Origin of the sequence: Burkholderia sp. LAS2, from assembly GCF_018417615.1 — a bacterium.
Taxonomy (GTDB): domain Bacteria; phylum Pseudomonadota; class Gammaproteobacteria; order Burkholderiales; family Burkholderiaceae; genus Burkholderia; species Burkholderia sola.
In genome coordinates this window covers 1,479,020-1,493,065 of record NZ_CP071053.1, presented here as the reverse complement: position 1 = coordinate 1,493,065, position 14,046 = coordinate 1,479,020, and the positions used below count along the sequence as shown (strand labels likewise).

Genomic DNA, 14,046 nt, shown 5'->3' with positions numbered 1-14,046 from the left:
GCTCACGGACGCCAGCGATACACGACGATGCTCGAGCCGTTGTAGTTGTCCTTCGTGATCACGTATTCGCCGGTCGAGCGCAGGTACGCCTGCACGCCGTACATCGAGTCGACGTCGTTGCCGACGTCCATCGCCGACGCGTTCGAGTTCGTCAGCGTCGTGACGAGCGCGCCGGTGTTCAGGTCGAATACGTCGATGTTCGGCACCGTGTGCACATAGCCGACGAACAGGTAGTGGCCGGCCGCCGCGATCGATTTCGGGTTCGCGCTCGTCAGGTTGATCACCGGGTTCGGGGTGCTCGTGTTGCCGTTCTTCCAGCCGCGATAGACCTCGATGTGCCCGTTCATCGCGGTCCAGTCCCAGTTGCCCGCGAGGCCCTGCGCGAGGATCATCGTGTCGCTGTCGGCCTGGTAGAGGATGCGCGTCACGGGCGCCACGCTGCTCGGCACGGCCGTCGTCACCGGCTTGCCCCATGACGGCTTGCCGGTCGCGTCGAAGCCCGTCATCGGGTAGCGCGTGATCACGTTGGAGCCGTTCAGTCCGGCCCACACGTCGCCGTTGCCGTCGATGTCGAAGCCGGCCGTCACCTGAAGCGTCGTGTTGAACGGCTTGCCGGGCAGCGAGCCGGCCGGAATCGCGATATAGCCGCTCGCGGTGTTGAAGTAATAGAAGTTGAAGTTGCCCGGGTTCTGGCCCGACGCGACGAGAATCCGGTTGCCACCGACCGTCACGAGCTGGCCGAAGTGCTGGCCGCGCTGATAGTCGTTCATGTCGAGGCGCGGGTCCTTCGGATAGGTGAACGGGTCGATCGTGTTCGCGACGAACGTGCCGCCCGCGGTGCCCGTATACACATTGTTGCCGCTGAAGAACAACGCGCCGTCGGTCGCGGGATCGGGCGCGGCGATGCCCTCGAAGTTCAGCGCCTGCAGCTTCCATTGCAGCGTGCCGACCGGGCTGTACGAATGCAGATCGGTGCTGCCGTTGCGGCCGAGATCCCAGCCGCCGCCCCACGCGTTGTTCAGCACGTACAGGTTGCCGGCCGCATCCTTGCCGAGCGCCGCGACGCGCGTGAAGCGCTTGTCGCCGACCTGCCCCTTGATGCCCGTCGTCGTGTCGAGATAGCCGCCCTGCACGCCGAACGTACCGACCTGCACCGGCATCCCGGGCAGCCCGCCGTACACCTTGATGTTCATGTCGGGCCCTTCGTCGCCCACCATCAACCGGCCCATCGGCGCATCGAAGTACAGCGACGCCGGCCGCGCGCCGGCCGCCATCTGGAGCGTGTTCATCGCCGCACCGGTCGCACTGAACTGCGCGACGACGCCCGCGCTCTTGCGCGCGACCCACAGGTTGCCGGCCGCATCGAGCGCCAGCGCGCCGGGGCCCGTGACGCCGATGTCGCGCTGCCACACGCCGTCGGTCGTATAGACGCGCACGCGGTTGCCGTAGAAGTCGCTCACGTACAGCAGGTTGCCGCCCGTCGCGAGGCCCGTGATCACGTCCGCATACTGGATGCCCGTCCACGTGCTGACCGGGATGCGCAGGTCGCGCTGGTTCGTGCTGCGGTTGTAGCGACCCACCGAGCCGCTGCCGAACGTGCGGTTGTAGCCGAGCGCGACGAACAGCGACGTCGAATTGCCGGTGATCGCGCCGCCGTGGAATTCGTCGTGGATGCCGATCGTGCCGAGCGGCTGGCCGTTCTGGTAGATCGCGACGCCGCCCGCGTTCTCGTCCCAGCGCGACGCCGTGTAGATCACGCCTTCGGGCGCGACCCACATCGAGCGCGCGCCGTTGCCGACGTGCGAGGCCAGCGTGCCGTACGTGTTCGCGAGCCAGTCGGTCGAGTACTGCGCCTGCGCGTGGCTTGCCGGCGCCAGCAGCGCGATGCACATTCCGAGCAACGCCGCGCGGATTTGTTTCATTGACATGAATAATGCTCCCAGACGAACAATGGTCGACACTGTAAATCGCGGCGCATGAAATATTGGTGATTCCGGCAAATGCGCATTCGCCGTCCCCCCGAATTATTCACTCCACGCCTTTTGGCGTCCGGCGCTTTTTCGTCAACGATCGAAAAATCTTCGAAACCGCGCCGCGACGGCCTGCCAGCCGCACGATTCCGGCGCATTCCCCGGCATTTTCTTCCGGGTCATCCAATACAAATCCGTCATTTTTTCTGACATTGCCGTATTGCCTTTTCATCCCGGAATTCTTTTCGATTATTACAAATCGAAATTAAAATGAAAGAGAAAAATTATTGTGCGGCGCGATCGGCTTTTCGCGATTTCGGGCACGGAAGGGAAAACAGGAAGGAAAGAGGAATGCGGAGGGGAAGGCCGCGCGCCGGCCGTACCGGCACGCGGCGGCGATGTTCAGTTCGCCGGATCGAGCGTCGGGCCGTCCCAGCCGTCGACGTATTTCGGCAGCGCATCGACGACGTCGAGCACGCGTTGCCGGTAAAACAGGTGCATCGTCGGCTGCAGGTCGCCCGGCAATGGCCCGCCGTGCGCCCGCGCAGTCAGGCTGTTCGGCACGACACGCATGCCGAGCCGGTTCGTCCCGAACACGATCTCGCCGCACGCTGCGCACCACGTGCGCGCCATCGACTTCGACGGGTGCGGAAACGTCGCGTGGCCGCCGTCGATCGTCACCTGCTCCGGCGGCCATGCGGTCGCGGACAGCATCGGCGTGCCGTAGAAATCGCGGCAGGTCGCGCAATGACAGTTCGCCCGCGCGGCCGGCTCGCCGCGCAGCGTGACGGTCACGGCACCGCACAGGCAGCGCGCGGAAAGCGTTCGGGTCATGTCGTCTCCTCGAAAAGGGAGGCAACAGTATAGGAGCATGCATGCAACGGGGCTCGCCTCGGCCGCGGGCTCCGTTGCACGCGCAACGACCGTGCGTCAGAACTTCTGGCGCAGCCCGAGGCTCACGATCGCCTGCGAGCGCGAATCGGACGAGTGACCGTTCGCCTTGTCGGACACCGATGCGGTCGCGGCCACCGGTCGGCCGAGCGCGTCGAGCGTCGTGCCGGACGCATGCTGGTACGCGCCGAGCAGATACACGCTGGTGCGCTTCGACAGGTCGTAGACCGCGCCGAGCGTGACGTTGTGATACTGCGCGCGGTTGTCGATGCCGTCGACGTCGCTGCCGCGCGTGTAGCTGTAGCCGGCGAACAGTTGCGTCTGCGGCTGCACGTTCCAGCGCGTGAACACGCCCGCGACGTTGAACGTCGCATGGCCGGAGAACAGCGACTGCGCGCCGCTGCGGTACTGCACGTTGCTGTAGTTCACCCCGACGACGGCCGGGCCGAAGTCGTACGTCGCACCGGTCGCGATCACCTGCTGCGACTGCGCGCTCGCATAGCCTTCGTTGATCGACGAATTGAACAGGCCGTCGTCGGTGCTCTGCCACTTGCCCGCCGTCGGATCGGTCGCGCCCGTCTTGCTGTTGTCCGAGCGCTCGTAGCCAACGCCCACGCGCAGCGGCCCGGCCGCGTACGCGGCGCCGACGCTCCACGTGTTGCGCTGCTTCATGCTGCCCGGCTGGCCGCCGAAGCCGTACAGTGCGCCGAACGTGAAGCCCGCGTAGTTCGCGCTCGTGTACTTGATCGAACTGTCGACGCGCGCGGTCTGGTCGAGATCGTCGATGTCGCCCGGGTGCGCGCCGAAGCCGCCGATGAACGACGACGGGCCGACCGGGCTCACGAAGTCGTCGAGCGACGTGTATTGGCGGCCGAGCGTGATCGTGCCGTAGCGGTCGCTGCCGACGCCGACGAACGCCTGCCGGCCGAACTGGCGGCCGCCCTGGCCCGACGTGCCGTTGGTGATGTCGAAGCCGTTCTCGAGGACGAACAGCGCGCGCATCCCGCCGCCGAGATCCTCGGAACCCTTGATGCCCCAGCGGCTGCCGGACAGGTTGCCGGTCGTGAGCCCAACGCTCGAATGCCCGGTGTACGCGCCGGCCGAGCCGACCCGTTCGTTGCTGCGATAGGTCACGCCCGCGTCGACGATGCCGTACAGCGTGACGGAGCTTTGCGCGGCGGCGACACCGGCGAGCGAGAGCAGCAGCGGGGCTGCGATCAGTTGCTTGTTCATGGTTGGTTGTCTCCGGGCGGTGAACCCGTTGTTCTGGCTGGCTGTTTGCGAATATCACGCGCGGGCGCCGACATCCGCCGGCGGTGCGAGACCGGCGACGTCCGCGCGCGACGACGGGCGGGCATGCCCGCTGCGGCCGGTATGGTAGTTGGAACCGGTTCCTTTCCAAAGCGGAATAATGGCAACAGTTTCTTGTCAAAATTGAGATAGTCGGCGACCGGCCGGGAGCGCGGTCGCCGCGCCTGTACAGCGCGTCGCGACGCAGACGATAATCGGCTGCGCGCCTTCCATCGGGAGCTCCTTCATGCATGAAACGACCCTGCTGATCTTCGCCGCCGTCGCGTTCGTCGGCATCGCGACGCCCGGCCCGACCGTGCTGCTCGCGCTGACCAACGGCTCGCGCTACGGCGTGCGCCGCGCGGCCTACGGTTTCGCGGGCGCGATGCTGTCCGACTTCGTGCTGGTCGTCGCGGTCGCGCTCGGCCTCGGCGCGCTGCTGCTGGCGTCGGCGTTCTGGTTCTCGGTCGTGAAGTGGCTTGGCGCCGCCTACCTCGCCTATGTCGGCATCCGGCTGCTCACGTCGAAGGGGGCGCTCGACGTCGGGGCCGCGCAACCCGGTGCGGCAACCGAACGCAACGCGTCGATCTTCGCGAAAAGCTTCCTGACCGCGGTGACGAACCCGAAGGGTTATCTGTTCTTCTCCGCGTTCCTGCCGCAGTTCCTCGATCCGCTGGCGCCGCTCGCGCCGCAGTACGTCGCGCTCGCCCTCACGTTCGCGCTGCTCGACGGCGTCGTGATGTTCGGCTACGCGCTGCTCGGCGCACGCGCGGTGCGGCTGCTGAAGCGCTCGGGCGCGCTGTGGCTCGAACGCACGTGCGGCGCGATGCTGCTCGCGCTCGCCGGTTCGCTCGCGCTGTACCGGCGCCATGCCGCGTAGGCGCCCGGTTCGATGAGAGTCGCCGCGCCGCCGGGCGCCGGATTCCCCGGCCTGTCGCTCCGGCAACTCGAACGCGCGGACCTCGACGCGTGGTACGCGTACCTGTCGAACCCCGACGTTTTCCGTCACACGAGCTGGAACCTGCGCTCGCCCGACGGTCTGCTGCCGCTGTTCGACAACATCGAATCGACCGATCCCGATTCGATCCGGCGCCTCGCGATTGTCGACACCGCATCGGGCGCACTTGCCGGGACGGTCGGGTTGCATACGGTGTCCACCGTGAACCGTTCGGCGGAGATCGCGTACGACCTCGCGCCGTCGCACTGGGGGCGCGGCATCGCGAGCGCGGTGTGCGACGCCGTCACCGCGTGGGCATTCGACGAAGGCGGCTTCAACCGCATGCAGGCCGTCGTGCTAACCCGCAACGCGGGCTCCGCGCGCGTGCTGCAGAAGTGCGGCTACCGCTACGAAGGGCTGCTGCGCGCCTACAAGATGGTGCGCGGCACGCCCGGCGATTTCGCGATGTACGCGCGGCTCGCGACCGACTGACGCGCCACTGCGCCGCGCGTCACGCGCCGATGCCGCGACGCAATTAGACGCCCCGCGCCGAATTGGCGACAATCGCCGTTCCCCACATCGCCTTGCCGCCATGAAAATCGCCGCGCTGTCCGACATCCACGGCAACCTCGCCGCGCTCGACGCGGTGCTCGACGACGTCCGCCGCCGCGGCGCCGACGTGATCGTCAACCTCGGCGACATCCTGTCGGGCGCGCTCCATCCGGTCGAGACGGCCGATCGCCTGATCGCGCTCGACCTGCCGACCATCAAGGGCAATCACGAACGGCAACTGCTGACGCACGAGCGCGACGCGATGGGGCTGTCGGATCGCTGGGCGCATGACACGCTGCGCGCCGACCACCGCACGTGGATCGCCGCGCTGCCCGAACGCCTGACGCTCGACGAGGACGTGCTGATGGTGCATGGCACGCCGGCCAGCGATCTCGTCTATTTCCTCGAAACCGTCACGCCCGACGGCTGCCGCGCGGCCACGCCCGACGAAGTCGAGCAACGCGCGGGCGACACGGCGGCCTCGCTGATCCTGTGCGGCCACACGCACGTGCCGCGCACCGCGAAGCTCGACGACGGCCGGCTGATCGTCAATCCGGGCAGCGTCGGGCTGCAGGCGTACGCGGACGACCTGCCGCATCCGCACCGAATCGAGACGGGCTCGCCGCATGCGCGCTACGCGACGGTGTCGCGCACGGCGGCCGGCTGGAACGTCGAATTCCATGCGGTCGAATACGACTGGCACACGGCCGCCGCGATCGCGGCGTCGCGCGGACGCGACGACTGGGCGGTCGCGCTGCGCACCGGCCGCTGCTGACGCGCGCGTCCCGGCTCGTCATCCGCCCCTCGCGCGGCTTCGACGCCTGCAACACCAGCGCATCACCCCGCGTTCCTCAGCGTCAGCCGCGCTTCGAGCCCGCCGCCGTCCGTCCGGTTGTTCAGCGTGAGCGTGCCGCCCATCGCAAGCGCGAGTTGCCGCGCGATCGCGAGGCCGAGCCCCGTGCCGCCCGTATCGCGATTGCGCGACGTCTCCACGCGCCTGAACGGCTCGAACACCGCGTCGAGCTGATCGTCCGGAATGCCGGGCCCGCGGTCGAGCACCGCGATCACCGCGCCGCCGTCCGGCGCCGCCCGCACGTCGATCTCGGCCGTGCCCGCGAACTTCAGTGCGTTGTCGACGAGGTTGCCGACGATGCGGCGCAGCGCCTTCGGCCGCGTGACGAGCGCGAGCGGCGCATGGCTGTGCAGCGCGACGTCCTGCCCCGCATCCGTGTAGTCGTACACGATGCTGTCGAGCAGCGCATCGAGATCGATGCGGCGCGCGGCTTCCTCGGTGCCGTGCAGCGTGCGCGCATACGCGACGCCCTCCTTCACCAGATGCTCCATCTCCAGCAGGTCCTGGCGCAGCTTCGCGCCCTGCGTGTCGTCGTCCATCACGTCGACGCGCAGCCGCATCCGCGTGATCGGCGTCTGCAGATCGTGCGAGATCGACGCGAGGATCTGCATGCGTTCGGCCATGTACTGCGCGATGCGGTCCTGCATCGCGTTGAACGCCCGCGCGGCGCGCGCGACTTCCGACGGCCCGTCTTCGTTCAGCCGCTCGCCCTTCAGGTCCGGCCCGAGCGCGTCGGCGGCCTGCGCGAGCTGCTTGAGCGGCCGCGTCGCGAGCCGCACCGCGAGCCAGCAGCACGCGGCCAGCACCGCGAGCTGCACCACGAGCACGGCCGGCAGCCAGCCCGACAGCGGCACCGTCGACATCGGATGGATGTCGATCGTCAGCGGCGAGCCGTCGGTCAGCCGCAGATGCACCTGCAGATGTTCGCTGTCGCCGGGGATCGAATTCGCGGTCAGCGGATAGTCGCCGCCGATGCCGTCCGAGATCGAGCGCTCGACGCGCGCCGACAGCCGCGCTTCCGGCGGCGTGCCGGTTTGGCCGGGCCCGAGGATGAACGCATAGCTGCGCCGCGCGAGGCGCGGCAGCCACGCAGCGCGCTCGGCGGGCGGCAGATGGTCGAGCAGTGCGACCGAGCTGGCGACCTCGCGCTCGATGTAGCCCATCATCAGGTTCGTGGTCGCCTGGTCGCGCTCGGTCACGGTGAGCCAGAACGACAGCGTCTGCGCGAGCGCGAGGCCCACGCACAGGATCAGCGCGAGCCGCGCGAACAGCGAACGCGGCCAATGCCACGGCGTGCGCGCGCTCATGGCGTACCGTCGACGGCGGTGACGGTCGACGAGAACACGTAGCCCTCGTTGCGCAGCGTCTTGATGTAGCGCGGTTCGCGCGCGCCGTCGCGCAGACGCTGGCGCAACCGGCTCACGAGCAGGTCGATCGAGCGGTCGAACGGGTCGGACTGCCGCCCTTGCGTGAGATTCAGCAACTGGTCGCGCGTCAGCACGCGTTGCGGGTTGTCGAGAAACACGCGCAGCAGCCGGTATTCGGCGCCGCTCAGCGCGACCAGCGTCCCTTCGGCGTCGAGCAGGTGGCGCCCGGTCGTGTCGAGTTGCCATTCGCCGAACGCGAGCAGCGCGGCCGTTTCCGTCACCTGCATGCCGGGCGGCAGCATGCGCGCGCGGCGCAGCACCGAGCGGATCCGCGCGAGCAGCTCGCGCACCGCGAACGGCTTGGCCAGGTAGTCGTCGGCGCCCATCTCGAGGCCGATGATGCGGTCGGTTTCCTCGCCGCGTGCGGTCAGCATCAGCACCGGCACCGTGCGGAACTTGCCGGCGCGCAGGTCGCGGCACAGCGTCAGGCCGTCCTCGCCGGGCAGCATCAGGTCGAGCACGATCAGGTCGGGCGCGCCGTCGTCCAGCACGTTGCGCATCTCTCGGCCGTTCGCGGCGAGCGACACGCGCATGCCGTTCTTCTCGAGGTAGTCCGCGATCAGTTCGCGGATCGCGCGATCGTCGTCGACGATCAGCACGTGGTCGATCTTGTCCATGAGTCGGGGGCGGTATCGGGGTTCGGGCGGGCGATGTCCGCTTTTATACCGCACGGCGGGCACGCGTTTGTATCCCAATGTATCGCGCAACCGCGACGACACACAACATTGCACACGCGCGACGGGCCGGACACATCGCAGATACGTCGGCGCCGCCTAATGGGGCCTGTCGAAACACGTCGGGCCGCCGCCCTCGCGCCGCGGCCCCAAAGATCAGGAGAACGCCATGCTGCCCCGACTCAAGACCGCCGCCCTCGTCCTCGCCCTCGCCGCCACGGCCGGGCTCGCCGCGTTCGCCGGCACCCGCGACGACGCAGGCATCCAGGCGTCGCCGGCCGGCATGGCGGCGCCCGCTTTCACCGGCATCGACCGCTGGCACAACAGCCCGCCGCTGACGCTCGACCAGTTGCGCGGCAAGGTCGTGCTCGTCGATTTCTGGACGTACTCGTGCATCAACTGCATTCATACGATCCCGTACGTGAACGACTGGTATCGGAAATATCGCGACCAGGGGCTCGTCGTGGTCGGCGTGCATACGCCGGAATATCCGTTCGAACGCGACGCGAAGAACGTCGCCGATGCGATCAAGCGCTTCGACATCCGCTATCCGGTCGCGCAGGACAACCACTACGACACGTGGCGCGCGTACGGCAACCAGTACTGGCCCGCGCTGTACCTGATCGATGCGAACGGCAAGATCGTCTATACGCGGTATGGCGAGGGCGGATACGACAAGACGGAGGCGGCGATTCGGAGCGCCCTCGCGCAGGCGGGCGAAGAGGCGAAGGGTTCGACGCGCACGCAGTGACCGGTGCGGCGTGCGGGCGCGATGCTCGCCCGCACGCCGTGGCTCTCATACGCTCAAGTGCGCTTCGCGTCGGCTTCGGCCAGCATCGCTTCCCCGATCGCGCGCTTCCCGTCCGCGACCAGCGCTTCGCCGGCGCCGCGGATATCGGCCTCGGCCTTGTTCTGCCCGAGCTTGCGCTTGCCGACGAACCGCGTGATCTCGATCTGCAGCCCGACGATCGATTGCAGCATCGTGTCGATATAGTCCTTCGGCGCGTCGCCCATCTTCCACGGCACCGGCTGCGACGCCTCGTGCGTGCGCGTCAGCCGTGCGACCACGCCGCGCACGAACTTCTCGTCGTCGCGCACCGTGATGCGGCCGTACGCATGCACGACGCGGTAGTTCCACGTCGGCACCTGCCGGTGCGCGACGTGCTTGCTCGGATACCCGTTCGGCGAAATGTACGCGTCGCCGGCGCGGAAGATCACGAGCACCTCGTCGCCGTCCGCGACGTCCTGCCAGACCGGATTCGCGCGCGCGACGTGCGCATGCAGTTCGCCGAGCCCGCCGTCGTCGGGCATCAGCTCGAACGGAAGGTGGTTCGCGTCGAGCCCGCTCCTGCCGTGCGTGATCAGGCTGCCGAACGGGTGCTGCACGATCAGTTCGCGCAGCACGTCGGGATTGGGTTCGTTGAAATCGGCGGGGACGTACATGTCGGCTCCACGGTCGTGCGGGGTGGGAAATGGCGCGGGTGCTGGCCCGTCATGCGCCGATTGTGTGCCGAAACTGGTTTATGCTGTAGAGCCGGTTTGAAACAATTTCAGCAGACCAGAATCATGGCAAGAACGGCCCGGATCGTCGAAATCCCGTCGCTCGGCGCGCTCGACCGCGCGGCCGGCGACCTGAGCCGCCAGCTCGCGCAGGCGCTGCGCGACGCGGTGCGCCGCGGCGACGTCCGGCCCGGCGACGCGCTGCCGTCCACGCGGTTGCTGGCGGCATCGCTGCAGGTCGCCCGCGGTACCGTCGTCGACGCGTATGCGCAACTCATCGCCGAAGGCTTTCTCGAATCGCGCGGCGGCGCGGGCACGCGGGTCGCGAACGCACTCGCGGAACCGCCGCCCGTCGACGAACCCGCTCCCGCTGACAGCCGCCAGCACCCGGCGCGCGACGGCCTGCCCGAGCCGGCCGCCACCTTCGCGCGGATCGCCCGCGAATTCAGTCCGCTGCCGGCCATGCCGTTCGCGATCTCGGTGCCGGTCGGCCTCACCGCGCCCGACGACATCTGGCGCCGGCTCGGCAATCGCCTGCGCGCCCGCGGCGCCGGCGCGCCGTCCGGCTATGCCGACCCGCAAGGCGCGCTGCCGCTGCGCGAAGCGATCGCCGATTACGTGCGCCGGTCGCGCTCGGTGCGCTGCGATGCGAGCCAGGTCGTGATCACGAGCGGCACGCAGCAAGGGCTACATCTCGCGAGCCAGGTGCTGCTCGGCGCACACGACCGCGCGTGGGTCGAGAATCCGGCCTATCGCGGCATCACCGCGCTGCTCGACAGCACCGGGCGGCGCGATGCGATGGTGCGCGTGCCGGTCGACGCGGACGGCCTCGACGTCGACGCCGGCATCCGCGTCGCCCCCGATGCACGCGCCGCATTCGTCACGCCGTCGCACCAGTACCCGCTCGGCATGCCGTTGAGCATGGCGCGGCGCAATGCGCTGCTGGCATGGGCGCGCGCGCATCGCGCCTGGGTCGTCGAAGACGACTACGACAGCGAATTGCGCTACGAAGGCTACCCGTTCCCGTCGCTGCAAGGTCTCGCGCCCGACCGCGTGATCTATCTCGGCACCTTCAGCAAGATCCTGTTTCCGTCGCTGCGACTCGGCTACGTGATCGCCCCCGACGATCTCGTACCCGCGTTCTGCGGCGCGCGCGTGCTGATGGACCGCCATGCGCCCACCGCCGACCAGCACGTGCTCGCCGCGTTCATCGCCGAAGGTCATCTCGATCGCCACATCCGTCGCGTGCGCGGCGTCTATGCGGAACAGCGCGCGCTGCTGATCGACACGCTCGGCGCGCGCCTGCCGCGCGAACGCGCGTGGGTACAGCCGGGCGACCAGGGGATGCACGTCGTCCTGTGGCTCGCGCAAGGGATCGACGATCTCGACGTGGTCGCACGCGCCGCCCGGGCCGGTGTCGCGGTGCGTGCGGTGTCGCCGATGTTCGCGCCCGGCACGGCGCGCGCCGGGCTCGTGCTCGGCTTCGGCGGGTTCGACCGTGCGCAGATGGAAGCGGCCGCGCAGCGGCTCGCGGACGTCGTTTCGTCGGCGGAATAGCGGCCCCGCGCGCGGTAAAAGGTTCGCGGGGGGCAACAAACGTAATCGTCTGTAAATCCTGCAAGCAAACGGCCGTTTCGGGCACCGGCGCCCGGGTTCCGTTTGCTAGGATCGCGCGTCTTCCCTCCGCGCTCCTGCCGCCTTGAATCGCTTCGTGCCGTTTCTCCGAGATGCGTGGCTTCGTTGCCGCGCCCGTGTCGCGCCGCTCGCCGCCGCGTGCCGCACGCGCGTCCGCGCGCTGGGCGCGGGCGCGCTGCATCGCCTGCGCCATCCGACCCGGCGCGGCGTCGCGCTGACGCTCGCCGCGATCCCGGTGCTCGGCCTGCTGGTGCTGCTCGCGTTCGTTCCGTTCACGCCGAGCATCGGCGACATCCGCAAGGCGCGCATCGACCGCCCCGCGCGCGTGCTGTCGGCCGACGGCCAGCTGATCGCCGAATTCCGGCCCGTGAACCGTGAATGGGTGCCGCTCAAGCAGATCTCGCCGCATATGGTCGATGCGCTGATCGCGACCGAGGATCACCGCTTCTACGCGCATCACGGCATCGACTGGCGCCGCACGCTCGCGGCCGGACTGCATACGTTCTCGGGCGACCGCCAGGGCGGCTCGACGATCACGCAGCAGCTCGCGCGCAATCTGTATCCCGACGAAGTCGGCCGCGCGCCGACGCTCACGCGCAAGCTGAAGGAGCTGATCACCGCGTTCAAGATCGAAGCGGTGTACAGCAAGGACGAGATCCTCGAAACCTACCTGAACACCGTGCCGTTCCTGTACAACGCGTACGGCGTCGAAATGGCCGCGCGCACGTACTTCGGCAAATCGGCCGATCAGCTCGACATTACGGAAAGCGCGACGCTCGTCGGGATGCTGAAGGGCAACAGCTACTACAACCCGGTGCTGAATCCGGACCGCGCGGTCCAGCGGCGCAACATCGTGCTCGGCCGGATGGCGCAGATGGGCATGCTGTCGCCGCAGCAGCTCGCGAAACTGCAGCGCCGGCCGCTGCACGTCGACTTCGAACCGCAGACCGCGCAGCCGGGCCTCGCGCCGCATTTCGCGGTGCAACTGCGCAAGTGGCTGATCGCATGGGCCGACCGCAACAACTACGATCTGTACGCGGACGGCCTCGTCGTGCGCACGACGCTCGATGCACGGCTGCAGGACATGGCCACGCAGGCGCTGACGCGGCAGACCGAACGACTGCAGGCGATCGCCGACGGCGCATGGCGCGGGCCGTCCGGTTGCGGGCTGCGCAACGACCTGTTCGTCGGCTTCATGCGGCAGACGCCCGAGTATCGCCAGGCGCGCGACACGGGGCTCACCGATGTGCTCGCGCTGAAGCAGCTCGGCGCGAATCGCGAATTCATGCGCACGCTGTGCGAGCGCAAGACGCAGGTGCAGGCCGGCTTCGTCGCGATCGATCCGCGCAACGGTGCGATCCGCGCGTGGGTCGGCAGCCCGGATTTCGGCAGCGAGCCATTCGATCACGTGGTACAGGCGCGGCGCCAGCCGGGTTCGACGTTCAAGCCGTTCGTCTATGGCGCCGCGTTCGCGGACGGGATGCGGCCGGGCGATACCTTCGTCGACCGCCCCGTCGCGATCCCGATCGACGGCCGCGCCGTGTGGCATCCGACCGATGCGGAACCGCCGACCGGCGAGCCGATGACGCTGCGCGACGCGCTCGCGCTGTCGCGCAACCGCATCACGGCGCAGGTCATGCAGCACGAAGGCGCCGCGAAGGTCGCTCAGCTCGCCCGCGCGATGGGCGTACGCGACAGCCCGCTCGATGCGGTGCCGTCGCTCGCGCTCGGCACGAGCCCCGTCACGCTGAAAGAGATGGTGTCCGCGTACGGCACGATCGCGAACCGCGGCGTGTACGTCGCGCCGCAGATGATCACGCGCATCGAGGATCGCAACGGCCGGGTGCTCGCCGCGTTCGGCAGCGCGCCGCCGGAACGCGCGTTGCCCGCGCCTGCCGCGCAGACGCTGGTCGACGCAATGCGCGGCGTCGTCGATTACGGGACCGGCGCGGACATCCGCTCGCGCTACGGGATCCGGATCGACGTCGCGGGCAAGACCGGCACGACGCAGGACAACACGGACGGCTGGTTCATCCTGATGCATCCGCAACTGGTGGCCGGCGCATGGGTCGGCTTCGACGACGGCAGCGTGACGCTGCGCAGCGACTACTGGGGCGCGGGCGCGCACAGCGCGCTGCCGATCGTCGGGTCGTTCTACGATGCGGCGCTGCGCGCGCGGGCGATCGATCCGCACGTGCAGTTCTCGCCCGACTTCCGGCCGCGCAGCGCGCCGGCGCCGAAGCGACGCGCACCGCCGCATTCGGGCCTGTTCGACTGGTTGAGGTTCTTTCGCTAAACGTGCCGGCGGCGCTCCGGG

13 protein-coding genes are annotated in these 14,046 nt (G+C 68.7%); 6 read left to right on the top strand and 7 right to left on the bottom strand.

The window, feature by feature from the left end; all coding sequences use genetic code 11:
- Positions 1-2: 2 nt before the first annotated feature.
- The 4 genes from JYG37_RS27095 to JYG37_RS27080 all read right to left on the bottom strand — a co-directional run bounded on the left by JYG37_RS27095 (position 3) and on the right by JYG37_RS27080 (position 4,094).
- On the bottom strand, positions 3-1,928 hold the full coding sequence (locus JYG37_RS27095) for an NHL repeat-containing protein (protein ID WP_050016234.1): 1,926 nt from the start codon (positions 1,926-1,928) through the stop codon (positions 3-5).
- A 100-nt stretch (positions 1,929-2,028) separates the two neighbouring features.
- On the bottom strand, positions 2,029-2,202 hold the full coding sequence (locus tag JYG37_RS27090; protein WP_162838126.1) for a hypothetical protein: 174 nt from the start codon (positions 2,200-2,202) through the stop codon (positions 2,029-2,031).
- Between the two features lie 170 nt (positions 2,203-2,372).
- The gene (locus JYG37_RS27085) at positions 2,373-2,804 is read right to left on the bottom strand and encodes a GFA family protein (protein ID WP_006490053.1); all 432 of its coding nucleotides are present in this window, start codon (positions 2,802-2,804) and stop codon (positions 2,373-2,375) included.
- 96 nt (positions 2,805-2,900) lie between these two features.
- The gene (locus tag JYG37_RS27080) at positions 2,901-4,094 is read right to left on the bottom strand and encodes a porin (protein WP_050016236.1); all 1,194 of its coding nucleotides are present in this window, start codon (positions 4,092-4,094) and stop codon (positions 2,901-2,903) included.
- A 304-nt stretch (positions 4,095-4,398) separates the two neighbouring features.
- Here JYG37_RS27080 and JYG37_RS27075 point away from each other — a divergent pair, with 304 nt between their 5' ends.
- The 3 genes from JYG37_RS27075 (at position 4,399) to JYG37_RS27065 (ending at position 6,415) form a co-directional block, all read left to right on the top strand.
- Positions 4,399-5,031, top strand: coding sequence for a LysE family translocator (locus JYG37_RS27075; RefSeq protein ID WP_050016238.1), 633 nt, complete (start codon positions 4,399-4,401; stop codon positions 5,029-5,031).
- A 12-nt stretch (positions 5,032-5,043) separates the two neighbouring features.
- Positions 5,044-5,580 (top strand): GNAT family N-acetyltransferase, encoded by a 537-nt coding sequence (locus tag JYG37_RS27070; protein ID WP_050016240.1) that lies wholly within the window; start codon positions 5,044-5,046, stop codon positions 5,578-5,580.
- Positions 5,581-5,680: 100 nt separating this feature from the next.
- A complete protein-coding gene (locus JYG37_RS27065; protein WP_050016242.1) occupies positions 5,681-6,415 on the top strand; it encodes a metallophosphoesterase family protein in 735 nt (244 codons plus the stop codon).
- A gap of 62 nt (positions 6,416-6,477) precedes the next feature.
- Here JYG37_RS27065 and JYG37_RS27060 read toward each other — a convergent pair whose 3' ends face one another.
- Both JYG37_RS27060 and JYG37_RS27055 read right to left on the bottom strand, forming a co-directional pair.
- Positions 6,478-7,800 carry an ATP-binding protein gene (locus tag JYG37_RS27060; RefSeq protein ID WP_050016244.1) on the bottom strand — a complete coding sequence of 441 codons (1,323 nt, stop codon included), beginning with the start codon at positions 7,798-7,800 and terminating at the stop codon, positions 6,478-6,480.
- A complete protein-coding gene (locus JYG37_RS27055; RefSeq protein WP_050016245.1) occupies positions 7,797-8,537 on the bottom strand; it encodes a response regulator in 741 nt (246 codons plus the stop codon). Before JYG37_RS27055 ends, JYG37_RS27060 begins: the two co-directional genes overlap by 4 nt.
- 226 nt (positions 8,538-8,763) lie before the next feature.
- Between JYG37_RS27055 and JYG37_RS27050 the strand changes: the two genes are divergently transcribed.
- Positions 8,764-9,345, top strand: a complete 582-nt coding sequence (locus JYG37_RS27050; protein WP_050016247.1) for a thioredoxin family protein — start codon at positions 8,764-8,766, stop codon at positions 9,343-9,345.
- 53 nt (positions 9,346-9,398) lie between these two features.
- Here the strand turns inward: JYG37_RS27050 and JYG37_RS27045 are convergent, their stop codons facing one another.
- On the bottom strand, positions 9,399-10,037 hold the full coding sequence (locus JYG37_RS27045) for an FMN-binding negative transcriptional regulator (protein ID WP_050016249.1): 639 nt from the start codon (positions 10,035-10,037) through the stop codon (positions 9,399-9,401).
- A gap of 123 nt (positions 10,038-10,160) precedes the next feature.
- Here JYG37_RS27045 and pdxR point away from each other — a divergent pair, with 123 nt between their 5' ends.
- Both pdxR and JYG37_RS27035 read left to right on the top strand, forming a co-directional pair.
- A complete protein-coding gene (gene pdxR / locus JYG37_RS27040) occupies positions 10,161-11,651 on the top strand; it encodes a MocR-like pyridoxine biosynthesis transcription factor PdxR (protein WP_124595045.1) in 1,491 nt (496 codons plus the stop codon).
- A 142-nt stretch (positions 11,652-11,793) separates the two neighbouring features.
- A complete protein-coding gene (locus JYG37_RS27035; RefSeq protein WP_050016254.1) occupies positions 11,794-14,025 on the top strand; it encodes a penicillin-binding protein 1A in 2,232 nt (743 codons plus the stop codon).
- Positions 14,026-14,046: the final 21 nt, after the last annotated feature.

What these genes read in the sequence shown, in the direction of transcription:
- JYG37_RS27095 (WP_050016234.1), bottom strand. Translation starts at nt 1,928, where the DNA reads ATGTCAATGAAACAAATCCGCGCGGCGTTGCTCGGAATGTGCATCGCG.
- JYG37_RS27090 (WP_162838126.1), bottom strand. Translation starts at nt 2,202, where the DNA reads ATGAAAAGGCAATACGGCAATGTCAGAAAAAATGACGGATTTGTATTG.
- JYG37_RS27085 (WP_006490053.1), bottom strand. Translation starts at nt 2,804, where the DNA reads ATGACCCGAACGCTTTCCGCGCGCTGCCTGTGCGGTGCCGTGACCGTC.
- JYG37_RS27080 (WP_050016236.1), bottom strand. Translation starts at nt 4,094, where the DNA reads ATGAACAAGCAACTGATCGCAGCCCCGCTGCTGCTCTCGCTCGCCGGT.
- JYG37_RS27075 (WP_050016238.1), top strand. Translation starts at nt 4,399, where the DNA reads ATGCATGAAACGACCCTGCTGATCTTCGCCGCCGTCGCGTTCGTCGGC.
- JYG37_RS27070 (WP_050016240.1), top strand. Translation starts at nt 5,044, where the DNA reads ATGAGAGTCGCCGCGCCGCCGGGCGCCGGATTCCCCGGCCTGTCGCTC.
- JYG37_RS27065 (WP_050016242.1), top strand. Translation starts at nt 5,681, where the DNA reads ATGAAAATCGCCGCGCTGTCCGACATCCACGGCAACCTCGCCGCGCTC.
- JYG37_RS27060 (WP_050016244.1), bottom strand. Translation starts at nt 7,800, where the DNA reads ATGAGCGCGCGCACGCCGTGGCATTGGCCGCGTTCGCTGTTCGCGCGG.
- JYG37_RS27055 (WP_050016245.1), bottom strand. Translation starts at nt 8,537, where the DNA reads ATGGACAAGATCGACCACGTGCTGATCGTCGACGACGATCGCGCGATC.
- JYG37_RS27050 (WP_050016247.1), top strand. Translation starts at nt 8,764, where the DNA reads ATGCTGCCCCGACTCAAGACCGCCGCCCTCGTCCTCGCCCTCGCCGCC.
- JYG37_RS27045 (WP_050016249.1), bottom strand. Translation starts at nt 10,037, where the DNA reads ATGTACGTCCCCGCCGATTTCAACGAACCCAATCCCGACGTGCTGCGC.
- pdxR (WP_124595045.1), top strand. Translation starts at nt 10,161, where the DNA reads ATGGCAAGAACGGCCCGGATCGTCGAAATCCCGTCGCTCGGCGCGCTC.